This is a genomic window from Actinomadura rudentiformis (assembly GCF_008923185.1).
Lineage (GTDB): Bacteria > Actinomycetota > Actinomycetes > Streptosporangiales > Streptosporangiaceae > Spirillospora > Spirillospora rudentiformis.
This window is the reverse complement of record NZ_WBMT01000001.1, coordinates 67,799-81,255: the sequence shown is the minus strand read 5'-3', so window position 1 is coordinate 81,255 and position 13,457 is coordinate 67,799. Positions and strand designations below refer to the sequence as shown.

Here is a 13,457-nt window from a genome sequence, read left to right as displayed (position 1 = left end):
ATCCGACCGCCACCGTCCCGCGTTCCCCCGAGCACGTCCCCGCAGCCAAGTAGCAGGACGTCACCGGTCGGCTGACAAGACACTTGGCGGGCGGAGTGCGAACGGACCAGATCAGCGGCGGCGGTGATCCGATCGAGCAGTTGTTGCGGCTGGTCGCGGGTTCACGGCTGTCCGGCGATGTCCTGCTGGGTCAGGTCGGGGGTGTTGGCCGGGGGGCCGTGCCATTCGCAGAGCAGGACGGTGGCGTCGTCGCCGAGTTGACCGTTGTGGTGGTGCAGGACGGCGCGTATGAGGCGGCGCAGGGTTTCGGGGGCGGCCATCCCGTCGGCTTGGTGGCGGATGATGAAGTCGACGAAGCGGTCGCGGCCGAACTCGCGGCCTTGGGCATCGCGGGCTTCGGTGATGCCGTCGGTGTAGAGCAGCAGCCGGTCGCCGGGTTCCAGTTGCTCGCGGCACAGCGTGGCCTCGCGGGGCAGGCCGGTGCCCAGCGGCGGGACGGGAGGGCACTTCAGGTGGGTGATCCAGCGTCCGCCGCGGATCAGCACGGGCGGTGAGTGGCCGCAGGCGAGCCAGGTCAGCATCCCAGTCGTCATATCGAGGTTGGCCAGCAGCGCGGTAACGAAGCGGACATCGGGAAACTGCTCGATCAGGATGGCCTCGATGGCGTCACGGATCTGGGGAAGGCTGTTACCTTGCCGACGCTGGCTGCGGCAGCCGGCGACGGCCAGGTTGGCGGTCAGTCCGGCGGAGGTGTCGTGGCCCATGGCATCGAAGACGGCCAGGTGAACGGTGTCACCGGCCACCGCGTAGTCGAAGGCATCGCCGGCAGTGGCATAGGCCGGTTCCATCGCCGCCGCGATCGTCACCCGGTGGTTGGCGAACGCGCGCGGTGGCATCAGCGTCCACTGCATCTCGGCCGACACGTTCATCGGGTGGATCCGGGTCAGACGCGCGTGGGAATCGCTGTGGTGCCGCTTGGAGGCAAGCAGCATGCCGACAAGCGACGCCAGATCTCCCATCGCCTCGCGAGTCTGCTCGTCGGGGTCGTGGTCGGTGTTCAGGCGCAGGACACCGAGGCGTTCAGTGCCGTCCAGAATCGGGAGCCAGTGCTGCACAGGGCCGTCGGCGGGCGCCGACGACGGCGCGGCGGTGGGTGCCGATGAGGGCGTCGCGCTGCGGAAGACCCGGCCCGCCAGCGTGGCGTCGATGCGCAACTCCTGACCGCCCTCACCGGCGTCCAGACCCCGGCCGGTGGCTTCGCGGAGCACCTCTTCTTGCAGGTCGCACAGGTAAAAGCGCGTCTGCCGCAGCCCGGCGGCGTCGGCGTGCCGGGCGACCAAGCCGGGCAGTTCCTCAAACGCCGACAGGTGACCGGCGCGCAGCAGTGTACGCAGCAGGCGGGCGGAATCTGCCAGTGACGTCATGCCGTTCACCCTGTTCAGACAGGGACGGCCCGCGCCCGCCCGTTGACCTCAGCCTCGAAGGCTCGGGATCTGCTTCTTGGCAGACAAATACGAAAAGCCCAAAAGGAATGTCACAACCACCCTATATCTCGCACCCGGCACGCTCTTGTCATGCGGATACCCAGCACACCACCAGTATCCAGGGCCCAGACGCTCCCGTTCGTCAGCCTTAGTGGCACGCCGCGAGATCGACAGACGCCGATCGCGATCTCGCGCTGCCGCAGGTCGACGAACATCAGCGACAGCGTGGAAGGCATCAGCGTCGCACCGGCCATGCCGAGTACGGCGCGGGCGACGATGAGCATCTCTGCACTGGTGGAATACGCAGCCGGCGCCGAAGCGGTGCCGAACGCCGCCGCGCCGATGATCAGCCGCTCGGATCCAGGTCGGGCCCCCTCCAAAACCCGCTCCTCCGGCCGGTGCACGACCATACGACGTCGCTTCCGCTTCTGAACGACGGGTGTTGCTGCGGCCGGTGATGCGACGGTGAAACGTGCGGCGATGCAGACCTATACGCTGATGTGAGGGGGCCGGAATGATTCGAGTGTTGCTAGCTGAGGACGTGCGCATCCTCCGGGAGGCCCTGGCCGGTCTGCTCGGGCTGGAGGACGACATCAAGGTGGTCGCCGAGGTCGAGCGGGGCGACTCGATCGTGCCCGCCGCGCTGGAACACCGGCCTGATGTGGCGGTCATCGATATCGAGATGCCGGAAATGGACGGGCTGGACGCGGCTGCGGAGCTTTACGAACGGCTCCCCTCGTGCAAGGCGCTGATCCTGACGGCGGTGGGCCGGCCGGCCAATCTGCGGCGCGGGATGCGCGCGCAGGTGGCCGGTTTCATGCTCAAAGACACCGGCCCGCGCGAGTTGTCGAACGCGATCCGTACCGTCGCCAAGGGAGGGCGCCTCATCGACCCGCATCTTGCGTACGCCGCCCTGACGGACGAGGGCAGTCCCCTCACGGAGCGGGAGGCGGAGGTCCTGCGCCTGACCGCCAGGGGCGCGACGCCTCGCGAGGTGGCGGCGCGGCTTCACCTGTCCTATGGCACGGTACGCAACTACCTCGCCTCGGCCGTGACCAAGCTCGACGCCCGTAACCGGATGGACGCCGTCCGCATCGCTACCGAGGCCGGCTGGCTCTGACGGCGGTATCCGGGATGGAGAGCTCAGCCGCTCCAGCCCGCGGGCACCTGCGCGGTGAGCGTGAACAGGTCCGCGCCAGTGTGAACGATCAGCTCGCCCCCCGCCTCCGTGGCGCGCGCGGCGAGGTTGCCCAGACCGGTTCCCCGCCGCCCGGCCAAGTCACCCGGCCCAATCCCCAGATGCGTGGCCAGGTCGCCCGGCCCGATCCCCAGATGGGTGGTGAACGGGGCGGGTGCCGCTTTCGCATGGGCAGACGCAGCCACGTGACAGGCATCCTGGAGTCGCAGCCCGGGCAGGTGACGTGTGGACAGGCCGACGCGGCCAATCAACCCGTCGTTGGTAACGCGGAGCCTTACCCAGCCGTCCCTCACCGTGCAGGTGATGTGACAGTGGCGGGCGGAGGAGTGGCGGACGACGTTGGTGACGGCCTCGCGCACGATGGTGGCCACCAGCCCGTTCGCTGCGGGCGCCAGATCCGGCACCGCGGCCTCGGCCGAGAAGCGGACCCCGGCGGCCTCGAGCAGGACGCGGGCGGAGGCCAGCTCGTCGGCGAGAGTGAGGCCGGCCGGGACGCCGGTGATCGAGCGCACCTCGCCGAGGGTGCGTTCAGCGATCCGCTGGAGATCGCGCACCTCGCCGAGCGCCCTGGCCGGATCCGCGGGCAGGAGGCGGCCGGCGAGCTCGCCCTTGAGCACGATCGCCGACAGGCCCGATCCGAGCAGGTCGTGGACGTCGCGGGAGACCTGCGTACGAGCCTGGGCCACTGCGGTCCGGGCCAGCTCGTTCCTGGTCTCGTTGAGCCTTTGGGTGACCTCGGGCAGGCGGCAGAGCGCGTAGACGGCGATCATCGCTGTGACGAGGCCGGCGAACCAGTACGGGAGTGCGGCGGTCTCGTCCGGACCGGCGATGACCAGCAGGAAGCCGGCGGCCGCGGCGGCCGGCAACCATCCCGGCCGAACCCGTAGGGTGGCGGCGCCGACGGTGAGGAGCAGCGGCGGCGCCATCAGCGCCCCGTGCAGGTGCACGCCCCAGGACAGGAGCGCTAGTTGGGCGCACAGCGTCAACGGCCAGCCGCGCGGAGTGGCCCCGCCGCGGCGCGGAGCACCGTGGTAGAGCTGCAGGCCGCCGGCCACGACCATGATCGCGATCGTCAGGGCCCATCCGCGCGCGTCCTGCGTGCGCTCGTAGGCCATGTTGGAGAGCGCGACGGCCGAATAGTCGATCACGATGACCACGGAGCTCCACCAGGCGAACGCGAACTCGTCCGGAACCGGCGCACCGCCGTCGGAGATCCGGGGCATCCGCCGGTGGCCGTCGGCGATCCGGCGTGCGGCCGTCAGGGCCCTCCGGCCGCGCTCGGCGATCTCGGCCACCTTCGCGTCCCAAGGGACGGGGCCGGTGTCAGGTGCCAGTCGCCGGGCAATGCCGATGATGGCGGAAATCTCGGTCCCGATGGTCGACCGCAGGCTCCGGGCGGTGCCCAGGCGGTCGTGCTCGACGGCGAGCGCGGCGAGCTCCCGCCGGTACGCATGCGCCTGCTGAACGCGTTGGGCGAGCCGTATGACGGCGAAGAGAATGATCGCGACGTTCACATCGATCACCAGCCGGCCGGCGAGGGCGGCGAGGGCGGTGTCCCCGAAGACCAGGGCCGCGATGACCGTGTCGCCGCCGATCACCAGAGCGCACGCAAGCCAGGACGCGGGCGCGGCCCACAACAGCAGGACCGCCGAGCCCAGCAGCCCGGCGACCGGGCCCCACGCCTGGCCGACGACGAGGTAGGGGGCGAAGGTCAGCACCGCCTCGACGGATACCGACCAGCGCCGCTGCGGGCGCAGAAGGACGAGGGCGTGCACCGCGAACAGCGCAAGAATAAGCATGATCGCGATAGCCCTGACGCCCTGGGACGCCACCTCCGGGTGGAAGAGGAACCCCACCCGCGCAGCGAGCAGGGCGACCAGGGAGCCCACCACGAGCGCCCACGCGACCTGCGGCTTCGATGCCATCCTGCTCCCTTTTACCTGCGAAATGCATCCGAAGGATACGCACATAGGACAAATCGGGCGTTCATCACGCATCTGGACTGGTGCACGGTGCGCTGGTGGGCGGCCCTGGCCGCGCAGAAGGGTGATCCGCATGGCAGATCACGCCGAGATCCGCCCCTCACCATTGACATCCCGCAGACCCACGACCTCCACGACCAGCTGGGCCGTACCCGCTGGGCGAACGAGCTGCCCCGCCGATCAACCCACCCCTCTGCCCTCCTTCGCCCCCGGTCCATCCCGGCCGGCAATACGGCGTCCCGCTCACCGACGTCCAGGGTCTGGTGGAGCGTCGACTGGCGGACACACGAGGCCAGGCTCAACGAGCACCCGCGCTGCATCACCACCATCGATGCACCCCAAGCGAACCGGTTGCTGTCAGGCCGGCTGCGTAGCGACCTTCTGGGAGTCACCATGATCGGGACCGGGCACGCCGACCGTGCCTGCAGCGGGGGTTCTTGAGGCCTCGGCGGTGCGCGGCGACTGCACCGGGGACCGTCCCAGCAGCCGCCGGTGGACCACCAGATGGAATCAACATCCCAAGCACGGCGCTTCCTGCACGAACGATGGGGTTTGCACCGCAGATCGCCGGGAAAAGCCGCTCCATGGCGCACACCGCCGATCCCGCCGCATCGACCCCGTCGATCCCGCCACCGCGGCCAGCTGAGGGGCTGCACGTGGACGTCGGTCACCGCCACGGCTGGACGGTACTAGGGCTGCGCGGAGAGCTGGACATCGCCACCACGCCGTTCCTCCACCGGCACGTGAACGACACCATGCGCACCGCGGCCCAGCAGGCCATACCGCCACAGGTCGCGCTGGATCTGACCGACCTGCTCTTGTGTGACTCCTCCGGCCTGAACCTGCTCATCCGCGCCTGGAAACAGATCACCACCATCGGTGGACGGCTGCTGCTGCTGAACCCCCGCCAGCACCTGCGCGAGACCTTGGCCCGCACCGGCCTGGACCGCTACCTCACCATCATCGCCGCCCTACCGGCCTGACTCCTCCGCGCATGCGAAGCAGTCCGGGTGACCGCGCCCGAGTTGTCGCCGCCCATCGGTGCTCTAGCTCGAACACCCCTCACCCCGAAAAGTGTCTGCAGCGTCGCCGACGGCCACGGTGTTGAGGTGGCTCGCCTGTCCGGTGGAGCGGTGGCCGCGCCTCCAGCCGATGCGGGTCACCGCGTCTTGCCCCAACCAACGCAATCGGACGCACTCCTGGCCAGCGCCTCGTATGGCGGCGGCGAAGCTTGCCTGGAACGCTCGCCGGACATCGGCGATGACAGCTCGTGGCTGGGAGCGGAACCGGCGACGCACGTGAACCGGTGCTCTGCACCACCATCATGTACGGCCAGGAGACAGGGATGTCGGCGTACGCCGCCGATCTGGCAACGAGCACGGCTGGTGCGCCTGGTTGCGGCTGAGCAACGACCTGGCCACTGCCGTGACGCGGTTCCGCCGGTGCACGAACATAAATAGGCCACTGTCGGCACGGTCCGCCCAACATCCGCATTCAGGGGCTTCCCTGATCAGGGTCATTTCCCTCAACGCCGCCGTCCCTTTGCGAAAGGCCCGCTGCCGTGTCCGAGCTGCGAATGTCTCACCAGCACCTGCCCGGCCACGTCACCGTCGTGGTCGTGGCCGGCAACGTCGACCTGGGCTCGGCCGGAGACCTGGCGGCCTACCTGGACCAGACCCGCCGCACTCCCGGCGAGCATCTGGTGCTGGATCTGGCCGAGGTGCGCCTGATCGACAGCACCGGCCTGCAGGTGCTGGTGAACGCCCACCTGCACGCCACCGCCCACCACGCCACACTCCGGCTGGCCTCAACCGGCCCCCAGGTCACCCGGGTCTTGAACATCACTCAGCTGAACGCCCACATCGGCGTGCACGCCACCGTCGAAGACGCCCTTACCGCCGCCCTGACACGACAACCCCCACCCGGCAGCGTCGACTGAGATGCTGAGCGCAGCGCCGGGTAGGACGGGCCCGCGACAGGGCACGCATTCGCGAGAAGACCGCCCCGCTCCGAGGGATGGGCGCGGAGGGTTAGGCCAAGGGTTTCTTGTCGCGCATTGCTCACCTGGCGGCGTCTCGTGGATTCTCGGAGGGGACAGATGTCCGCCGCAGCTTCCGGCGCCGAGTTTGTTCGGCGCCGTCACCGGCCGCCGCGGCCCTGCCGTCGCCTCTGCGGTCGCCGTGACCGGCTATCTCATCCAGAACCTGGCCACGTCCGACCCGGTCGCCTCCCTCAAGCCCTGGCACTGGTATCTCGGCCGCAATCCCCTGGTCGAAGGCCCCAACCCCCACAGGTCTCTGGCTCTCCATCGCCCTGTCCGCCGCGCTTTTCACCGGCGGATGGCAGGTATCCCGCCGCAGCGACCTGCGATGACACGACCCCCGGCCATGACGTAGCCGCACGACACCCGGTCCTTGATCGGCGCGGGCCCGTACGACTACATGACCGTCTTGTCCGCGTCGATGTCGCCCGTCAACGTGAGGCGGAGCTGCCGGAAGTGAGCGCGACGATCGCCTCCGCCGTGGACGGTGCGCAGCGGAATCTGTGGGTCGTCAATGCACGAAACTCCCCGCTGACAGCATTGGGCACCTCAGCAAGGACCATCCTGCCGTGATCGTTCACAGCCCGCAGATCCGCGGCTGACAGCAAAGCCAGGCCATGACCGTCCAGGACGGTCACCTGCGCCATGTCAACGACCAGGAGCGGCGGCCCTCCTAACGCCAGCACCTGAGCGAGGTGCTCGTGAAGCAGCAAAGCCGTACCGCCGGTCACTTCGCCCGCCAGCCGAAGAATCACGCACGGGCCGTGCAGCCCCGTGCTGACAGCCAGAAGCGGGCTCGATACGGTCTCGACCTCGTCGCGCGGCTCCACCGGAATCCTCCTGCCTGCTCGGCCATGCAGAACAAACACTGCCGACCAGGCTTCCCGGCGCACCTCCAGACACAATAACCAGTCCCCTCAACCCGGATCGAGCTACGGCGTAACAGTGCCAAATCTCTGACCACGCCCTGCGAACGGAGGCAGCCATCGCGGAAGACCGACAAGCACATGGCGTCCAGCTAAGGCCTGGGCATACGTCTTGCCGGAAGGGCAGGCGCCGTAGCACCGGGCCACCTGCTCGCCCGCTCAGCCAGGAAGCTGGTGCACTGATTTGGGCACCTTGCCGTGAACGTTGACCCAGACAAGCGATGCACCGCAGCAGCCACACCGGATCGGTGGCGAGCCGTGTCACCAGTGGGGACGATGATGGCCATTTCCGCCAATGTGCCTACGAGGGTGGCCTGTTCATCGAGGTTCCATCCTTACAGGTAGCGCAGCCACAGGTAGGGGGCGGTGAGGCCGATGGTGATGACGGTGACGATCAGGCCGTACTTGGTGAAGGTCCAGAAGCTGATGGGGTGGCCGTTGCGGGCGGCGATGCCCAGCACGACGACATTGGCGCTGGCGCCGATGGCGGTGGCGTTGCCGCCCAGGTCGGCGCCGAAGGCCAGGGCCCACCACAGCACCTGCCCGTCGGGACCGGCCTGGGTGGCCAGATCACCGACGATGGGGCTCATGGTGGCCACGTAGGGGATGTTGTCGACGATGGCCGACAAGCCCGCCGAGGCCCACAGCAACAGCATGGTCGCCGCGCCCAGACGGCCTTCGGTGGCCTCGGCGGCGGCCTTGGAGATGTCGCCGATCACGCCGGTTTCGACCAGGGCGCCGACCATGACGAACAGGCCGGCGAAGAACACCAGGGTCGGCCATTCGACCTCTTCCAGCGCCTGTTCGGTGGTGACCTTGGTGGCGGCCACCAGCAGTCCGGCGCCCAGCAGCGCCACGATGGCGGGTTCGTAGTGCAGCACCGGGTGCAACACGAACGCGGCCACCACCAGACCCAGCACGGCCAGGGACTGGATCAGCAGCCGCCGGTCGGTGATGGCCTCCTTCTCCTCCAGTTCCATCACCTCGGCGACCCGGTCGGGGTCATAGGTGAACGCGCCGCGGAACAGCCACCGGCACAGCAGGCAGAACACGATCATCAGCACCACGACCATCGGGGCCATGTGCACCAGGAAGTCATTGAAGGACAGGTCGGCGCGGCTGGCGATGATGATGTTGGGCGGGTCGCCGACCAGGGTGGCCGCGCCGCCGATGTTGGAAGCCATCACCTCCGCGATCAAGTACGGCACGACCTTGAGACCAAGCCGCTCGCACACCAGGAAGGTCACCGGGGCGATCAGCAGCACGGTGGTGACGTTGTCCAGCAACGCCGAGGCCACCGCGGTGATCACCACCAGCAGCACCATCAGCCGGTAGGGCTTGCCACGCGAACGTTTGGCCGCCCAGATCGCCACGTACTCGAAGATGCCGGTCTGCCGCAGCACCGACACGATCACCATCATGCCCAGCAGCAGGAAGATGACGTTCCAGTCGACCCCGGTCTCCTCGGAGAAGAACGCGGCCTCGGCATCGGTGATGTGCAGCAGCAACATCAGCGCCGCACCGCCCAGGGCCACCGCGGTCCGGTGGATCTTCTCGGTCGCGATCAGCACGTACGCGACGACGAAGATCGAAATTGCGGCGACGGCAGCCATCCGGTGGGCCTCCTGGAACAAGCAGCGGAAACGACGAACAACGCTGCCGACCAGGCTTCCCGGCTCACCTTTGACGACACCCTAACGGTTCCCGCCGTATCGGCCACCATCCAGGCAGAGGTAGCGTCGGACCGTGCTCGCTCATGAACTGGCTCAGGAGTTCCCTATCGTCAGCCTCGACAGCGACGCTGCCGACGCTGCCCGCCTGCTGGCACAGCGGCGGCTACCCGGCCTGATCGTGGTGGACGCCGACCAGCACCCGGTCGCGGTGCTGCCCGGGTCGCAGATCCTGCGATTCGTCGTCCCCCGCTACGTCCAGGACGACCCCAACCTCGCGCACGTCTACGGCGAACGCCACGCCGACCAGCTGTGCGCCAAACTCGCCGGACGCCAGGTCAAAGACCTGCTGCCCGACGATCCCCGCCAGCTGCCGGTGGTCGACGCCGACGCCACCGCCATCGAGATCGCCGCGTTGATGGCCGGCGCCCACAGCCCGCTGGTCGCGGTCGTGGAATCCAAGGGCGGCAAGAGCAAGAACCCACCGATGATCGGCGCGATCACCGTGGCCGACTTGCTGGACAAGCTCCTGCCCCCTTCGTGACCGCGGCACGGGCAGTCGCCCTGGCCGCGCGGCGGCCCACGGCTCCAGCGGCGGCTCGACGTCTGCACCTGCCCCTGCGGCGGTGACGCGTAACGGCCGCTGATCTCCCGGCTGATCCTGCTTCACCCCACCGGCGCCTCACCCGGGTCCTGCCGATGACCGGCCCGGACACCGCTCCCGCATCTGCCAGGCGCTGCCCCGAGTTCACCTCCCGCACTGGAACGCCGCCCGAGGGCCTGCCACGACAGCGGGGCCCCCACAGAGATCCTCGGCTGCCTGTCCGCCCTGGTTCGTCATCGTCAAGTGCCGGTAGCGCATTCGCGGCCACAACGGGCCATCGAGGCATCGGCCAATGCACTTTAAAAGGCTTTCGCAAACGCAAAGAATGCGTTAACGTATCCCTTGGTGTGCCGGGAAGCCTGGTCGGCGAGATGGAAGAAGTCTCTCTACCAGGAGGTCTCATGACTCCCCGGGGCCATTTCGTGCCGCAGCGTCCCCTGATGCCGATCGCCGAGGTCATCGCCATCCGCGCCGGTGGACGCATCTCCGCGCGTGCGACCGCCTTCCCAGATAGCGGAACCGTCTAGCGCTGCCGTGCGTCCTACCGTCGCAGCCATACCGCGTTTCTCTCCCATTCCTTGGTGAATGGCTTCGCCTCTGCTTCGTCCGGAGGTCCTTAAATTGTGTCTCTACGCGGAAGCGTGCATTCATATGGCTGAGTTCCTGGATATCGTGCTCGGTTTTCCGACCGCGCTCTTCACGTTCCCGTTGCTGGTGGTCGCGGGTTACTGGCTGCTGGTGTTGGTGGGCGGCGTGGGGGCCGGTGATCTGGGTGCCGATGTCGACACAGGGGCCGATATCGGTGCCGAAGACACCGGCCTCGGTGGGCCGGCCGGGGTGCTGGGCGCGGCCGGGCTCGGCGGCGTTCCCGTCACGGTGGTGCTGTCGCTGCTGATCGGCGTCGGCTGGTTCGCGAGTCTGGTGGGCTCGGTGCTGGCCGAGGGCGCGGGCGACGTGGCGGCGGTGCTCTCCTTCGCGGTGCTGGTGATCGCGTTCGGGGTCGCCTGGGCCGGCACCCGCCTGCTCGTCCTGCCACTGCGCCCGATCTTCCGGCGCGACGCCGGGACGACCCGCCGGGACCTGGTCGGCCGGATGTGCGTCATCCGCACCGGACGAGTGGACTCCGACTTCGGCCAGGCGGAGGTCATCACGCCCGACGGATCCACCGTCCTGGTGCAGGTGCGGCGCCCGCCCGCCAGCCTGGCGTCGACCGGTGCACCCGTCGCGGGTGCGACGTTCGAGGGAGACCTCACCCACGGCACAACGGCGTTGATCTTCGACTACGAGCCGGCGGGCGAGTTCTTCCTCGTCATGCCGTATGACGCCGCGTTCGATCCGGACGGGTCGGTCGCCTGATCCCTTCCGTCGCCTGTCCCTTCGTCGCCTGATCCGTCCGTCCTCCGTCCTCCTCACCTTCCACGCTTCTCATTCCATCCCCGCGCTCTCATCCCCCTTCACAGACAGGCATCTCGCATGGGAACCATTGCCATAGGGATAGGCGGCATCATCGCCATCCTGCTCATCATCGCCCTGGCGTTGCTTTTCATGGTCACGCGACTGTTCCGCAAGGTCGAGCAGGGCAAGGCGCTGATCATCTCCAAGCTCCGCAAGGTGGACGTCACCTTCACCGGCGCCGTCGTCCTACCGGTGCTGCACAAGGCCGAGGTCATGGACATCTCGGTGAAGACCATCGACGTCGAACGGACCGGCCGGGACGGGTTGATCTGCAAGGACAACATCCGGGCCGACATCCGCATCACGTTCTTCGTCCGCGTCAACAAGACCGTTGAGGACGTCAAGAAGGTGGCGGGCGCGATCGGCACCACTCGCGCGAGTGACCAGGAGACGATGCGCGAGCTGTTCGCGGCGAAGTTCTCCGAGGCGCTCAAGACCGTGGGCAAGCAGCTGGACTTCGAAGACCTCTACACGCGCCGCAACGAGTTCCGCGACCACATCATCCAGGTGATCGGCACCGACCTGAACGGCTACAGCCTCGAGGACGCCGCCATCGACTACCTGGAGCAGACCTCCCTGATGTCGCTGGACAAGTCCAACATCCTCGACGCCCAGGGCATCCGGAAGATCACCGAGCTGACCGCGATCCAGCACGTTCAGACCAACGAGCACGCCCGCTATGAGGAGAAGGAGATCACCCGCCAGAACGTGGAGGCGCGCGAGGCGATCCTGGAGCTGGAGCGGCGGCAGGCCGACGCCGAGCTCAAGCAGCAGCGGGAGATCGAGACCGTGCGGGCGCGGGAGAAGGCCGAGATCGAGCGGGTGCAGGCCGAGGAGCGGCTGCGTGCGCAGACCGCCCACATCCGCACCGACGAGCAGCTCGGCGTCCAGACCGAGAACCGCAACCGCGAGGTCGCCGTCGCCGAGAAGAACAAGGAGCGCGTGATCGCGATCGAGAGCGAGCGGATCGAGAAGGACCGCCTGCTGGAGGTCGTCGCGCGCGACCGTGAGGTCGAGCTCTCCACGATCGCCAAGAACAAGGAGGTCGAGGCGGAGAAGCGGGACATCGCCAACGTGATCCGTGAACGGATCGCGGTGGAGCGGACCGTGGCCGAGCAGGAGGAGAACATCAAGCGGCTGCGCGCCGTCGAGGAGGCCGAGCGCGTCCGCCAAGCGATCATCATCCAGGCCGAGGCCGAGGCGCAGGAGCACCTGGTCAAGGACATCAAGGCCGCTGAGGCCGCCGAGCAGGCCGCCGCGCACAAGGCCCGCGAGCAGGTCGTCCTGGCGGAGGCCCGGCAGCAGGCCTCGGAGCTGGACGCGCAGGCCAAGATACGGCTGGCCGAGGGCCTGCAGGCCGAGGCGGCCGCCGCCGGGCTCGCCGACGTCCAGGTACGGGAGCGGGACGCCGCGGCCATCGAGAAGGTCGGCCGCGCGGAGGCTGCGGTCGCGCAGGAGAAGGCACTCGCCGACGCCATGGCCGTCCGGGAGAAGCTGAAGGCCGAGGCCGAGGGACTCACCGAGAAGGCCGACGCGATGGCGGCCCTGGACGACGCGACTCGCCTGCACGAGGAGTACCGGCTGCGGCTGGAGGCCGAGAAGGACGTCAGGCTGGCCGGGCTCGACGTGCAGCGGCAGGTCGCCGAAGCGCAGGCGACCGTCCTTGCCACCGGGCTGGAGAAGGCCGACATCAACATCGTGGGCGGCGACAGCGTGTTCTTCGACCGGCTCGTCGGTTCGATCGCGCTGGGCAAGAGCGTGGACGGCTTCGTCCAGAACTCCGACGTCGCGCAGTCGCTGGGCGGCCCGTGGCTGGACGGGACGTCGAGCTTCACCGACGACGTCTCCCGGCTGCTCGGGTCACTGGGCACCGAGGGCGTACGGGATCTGACGCTGTCCGCGCTGCTGCTGCGGCTCATCAAGGCGGGCGGCCCGGAGACCGACAAGCTTCACCAGCTGCTGGAGTCCGCGCGCAGCCTCGGCGTCGCCGACGCGCCCCTCGCGCGGGGCACGGCTCCCCGCACCCACGCGCAGGCGGCGAGCGCGGCCAACACGGCGAACGCAGCCAACGCGGTCAACGCCATCTCCCACTGATGC

Annotated in this window: 11 protein-coding genes and 1 pseudogene; 7 read left to right on the top strand and 5 right to left on the bottom strand. The window is 68.5% G+C overall.

Translation table 11 applies throughout. The features are described 5' to 3' along the window. Positions 1–161: 161 nt before the first annotated feature. Together F8566_RS00380 and F8566_RS00375 are read right to left on the bottom strand one after the other, a co-directional pair. Complete coding sequence (locus tag F8566_RS00380) at positions 162–1,424, bottom strand: PP2C family protein-serine/threonine phosphatase (protein ID WP_151556800.1); 1,263 nt, start codon at positions 1,422–1,424, stop codon at positions 162–164. A 233-nt stretch (positions 1,425–1,657) separates the two neighbouring features. Then, positions 1,658–1,858: pseudogene (locus F8566_RS00375) on the bottom strand (MFS transporter); the annotation flags it as partial. A gap of 140 nt (positions 1,859–1,998) precedes the next feature. Here F8566_RS00375 and F8566_RS00370 point away from each other — a divergent pair. After that, the gene (locus tag F8566_RS00370; RefSeq protein WP_151556798.1) at positions 1,999–2,604 is read left to right on the top strand and encodes a response regulator transcription factor; all 606 of its coding nucleotides are present in this window, start codon (positions 1,999–2,001) and stop codon (positions 2,602–2,604) included. A 23-nt stretch (positions 2,605–2,627) separates the two neighbouring features. Here the strand turns inward: F8566_RS00370 and F8566_RS00365 are convergent, their stop codons facing one another. Further along, the gene (locus F8566_RS00365) at positions 2,628–4,607 is read right to left on the bottom strand and encodes a sensor histidine kinase (protein WP_151556796.1); all 1,980 of its coding nucleotides are present in this window, start codon (positions 4,605–4,607) and stop codon (positions 2,628–2,630) included. Positions 4,608–5,320: 713 nt separating this feature from the next. Here F8566_RS00365 and F8566_RS00360 point away from each other — a divergent pair. Then, positions 5,321–5,647 (top strand): STAS domain-containing protein, encoded by a 327-nt coding sequence (locus F8566_RS00360; protein ID WP_192809434.1) that lies wholly within the window; start codon positions 5,321–5,323, stop codon positions 5,645–5,647. Positions 5,648–6,225: 578 nt separating this feature from the next. After that, a complete protein-coding gene (locus F8566_RS00355; RefSeq protein WP_192809433.1) occupies positions 6,226–6,603 on the top strand; it encodes an STAS domain-containing protein in 378 nt (125 codons plus the stop codon). A 533-nt stretch (positions 6,604–7,136) separates the two neighbouring features. Here the strand turns inward: F8566_RS00355 and F8566_RS00350 are convergent. Both F8566_RS00350 and F8566_RS00345 read right to left on the bottom strand, forming a co-directional pair. Further along, the gene (locus tag F8566_RS00350) at positions 7,137–7,535 is read right to left on the bottom strand and encodes an STAS domain-containing protein (protein ID WP_192809432.1); all 399 of its coding nucleotides are present in this window, start codon (positions 7,533–7,535) and stop codon (positions 7,137–7,139) included. A gap of 431 nt (positions 7,536–7,966) precedes the next feature. Then, positions 7,967–9,244 carry an ArsB/NhaD family transporter gene (locus F8566_RS00345; RefSeq protein WP_151556788.1) on the bottom strand — a complete coding sequence of 426 codons (1,278 nt, stop codon included), beginning with the start codon at positions 9,242–9,244 and terminating at the stop codon, positions 7,967–7,969. Between the two features lie 133 nt (positions 9,245–9,377). On the opposite strand from F8566_RS00345, the gene F8566_RS00340 reads away from it, so the two are divergent. The 4 genes from F8566_RS00340 (at position 9,378) to F8566_RS00330 (ending at position 13,454) form a co-directional block, all read left to right on the top strand. After that, on the top strand, positions 9,378–9,845 hold the full coding sequence (locus F8566_RS00340; RefSeq protein ID WP_151556786.1) for a CBS domain-containing protein: 468 nt from the start codon (positions 9,378–9,380) through the stop codon (positions 9,843–9,845). Between the two features lie 461 nt (positions 9,846–10,306). Beyond that, positions 10,307–10,432: a hypothetical protein gene (locus tag F8566_RS52130; protein ID WP_264159274.1), complete on the top strand. Its 126-nt coding sequence runs from the start codon at positions 10,307–10,309 to the stop codon at positions 10,430–10,432. 124 nt (positions 10,433–10,556) lie between these two features. Next, positions 10,557–11,261 carry a hypothetical protein gene (locus F8566_RS00335; protein ID WP_151556784.1) on the top strand — a complete coding sequence of 235 codons (705 nt, stop codon included), beginning with the start codon at positions 10,557–10,559 and terminating at the stop codon, positions 11,259–11,261. 117 nt (positions 11,262–11,378) lie between these two features. Next, on the top strand, positions 11,379–13,454 hold the full coding sequence (locus F8566_RS00330; protein WP_151556782.1) for a flotillin family protein: 2,076 nt from the start codon (positions 11,379–11,381) through the stop codon (positions 13,452–13,454). Positions 13,455–13,457: the final 3 nt, after the last annotated feature.

Excerpts from the sequence above, each read along its gene's own strand:
- F8566_RS00380 (WP_151556800.1), bottom strand. The coding sequence starts at position 1,424 with ATGACGTCACTGGCAGATTCCGCCCGCCTGCTGCGTACACTGCTGCGC.
- F8566_RS00370 (WP_151556798.1), top strand. The coding sequence starts at position 1,999 with ATGATTCGAGTGTTGCTAGCTGAGGACGTGCGCATCCTCCGGGAGGCC.
- F8566_RS00365 (WP_151556796.1), bottom strand. The coding sequence starts at position 4,607 with ATGGCATCGAAGCCGCAGGTCGCGTGGGCGCTCGTGGTGGGCTCCCTG.
- F8566_RS00345 (WP_151556788.1), bottom strand. The coding sequence starts at position 9,244 with ATGGCTGCCGTCGCCGCAATTTCGATCTTCGTCGTCGCGTACGTGCTG.
- F8566_RS52130 (WP_264159274.1), top strand. The coding sequence starts at position 10,307 with ATGACTCCCCGGGGCCATTTCGTGCCGCAGCGTCCCCTGATGCCGATC.
- F8566_RS00335 (WP_151556784.1), top strand. The coding sequence starts at position 10,557 with ATGGCTGAGTTCCTGGATATCGTGCTCGGTTTTCCGACCGCGCTCTTC.
- F8566_RS00330 (WP_151556782.1), top strand. The coding sequence starts at position 11,379 with ATGGGAACCATTGCCATAGGGATAGGCGGCATCATCGCCATCCTGCTC.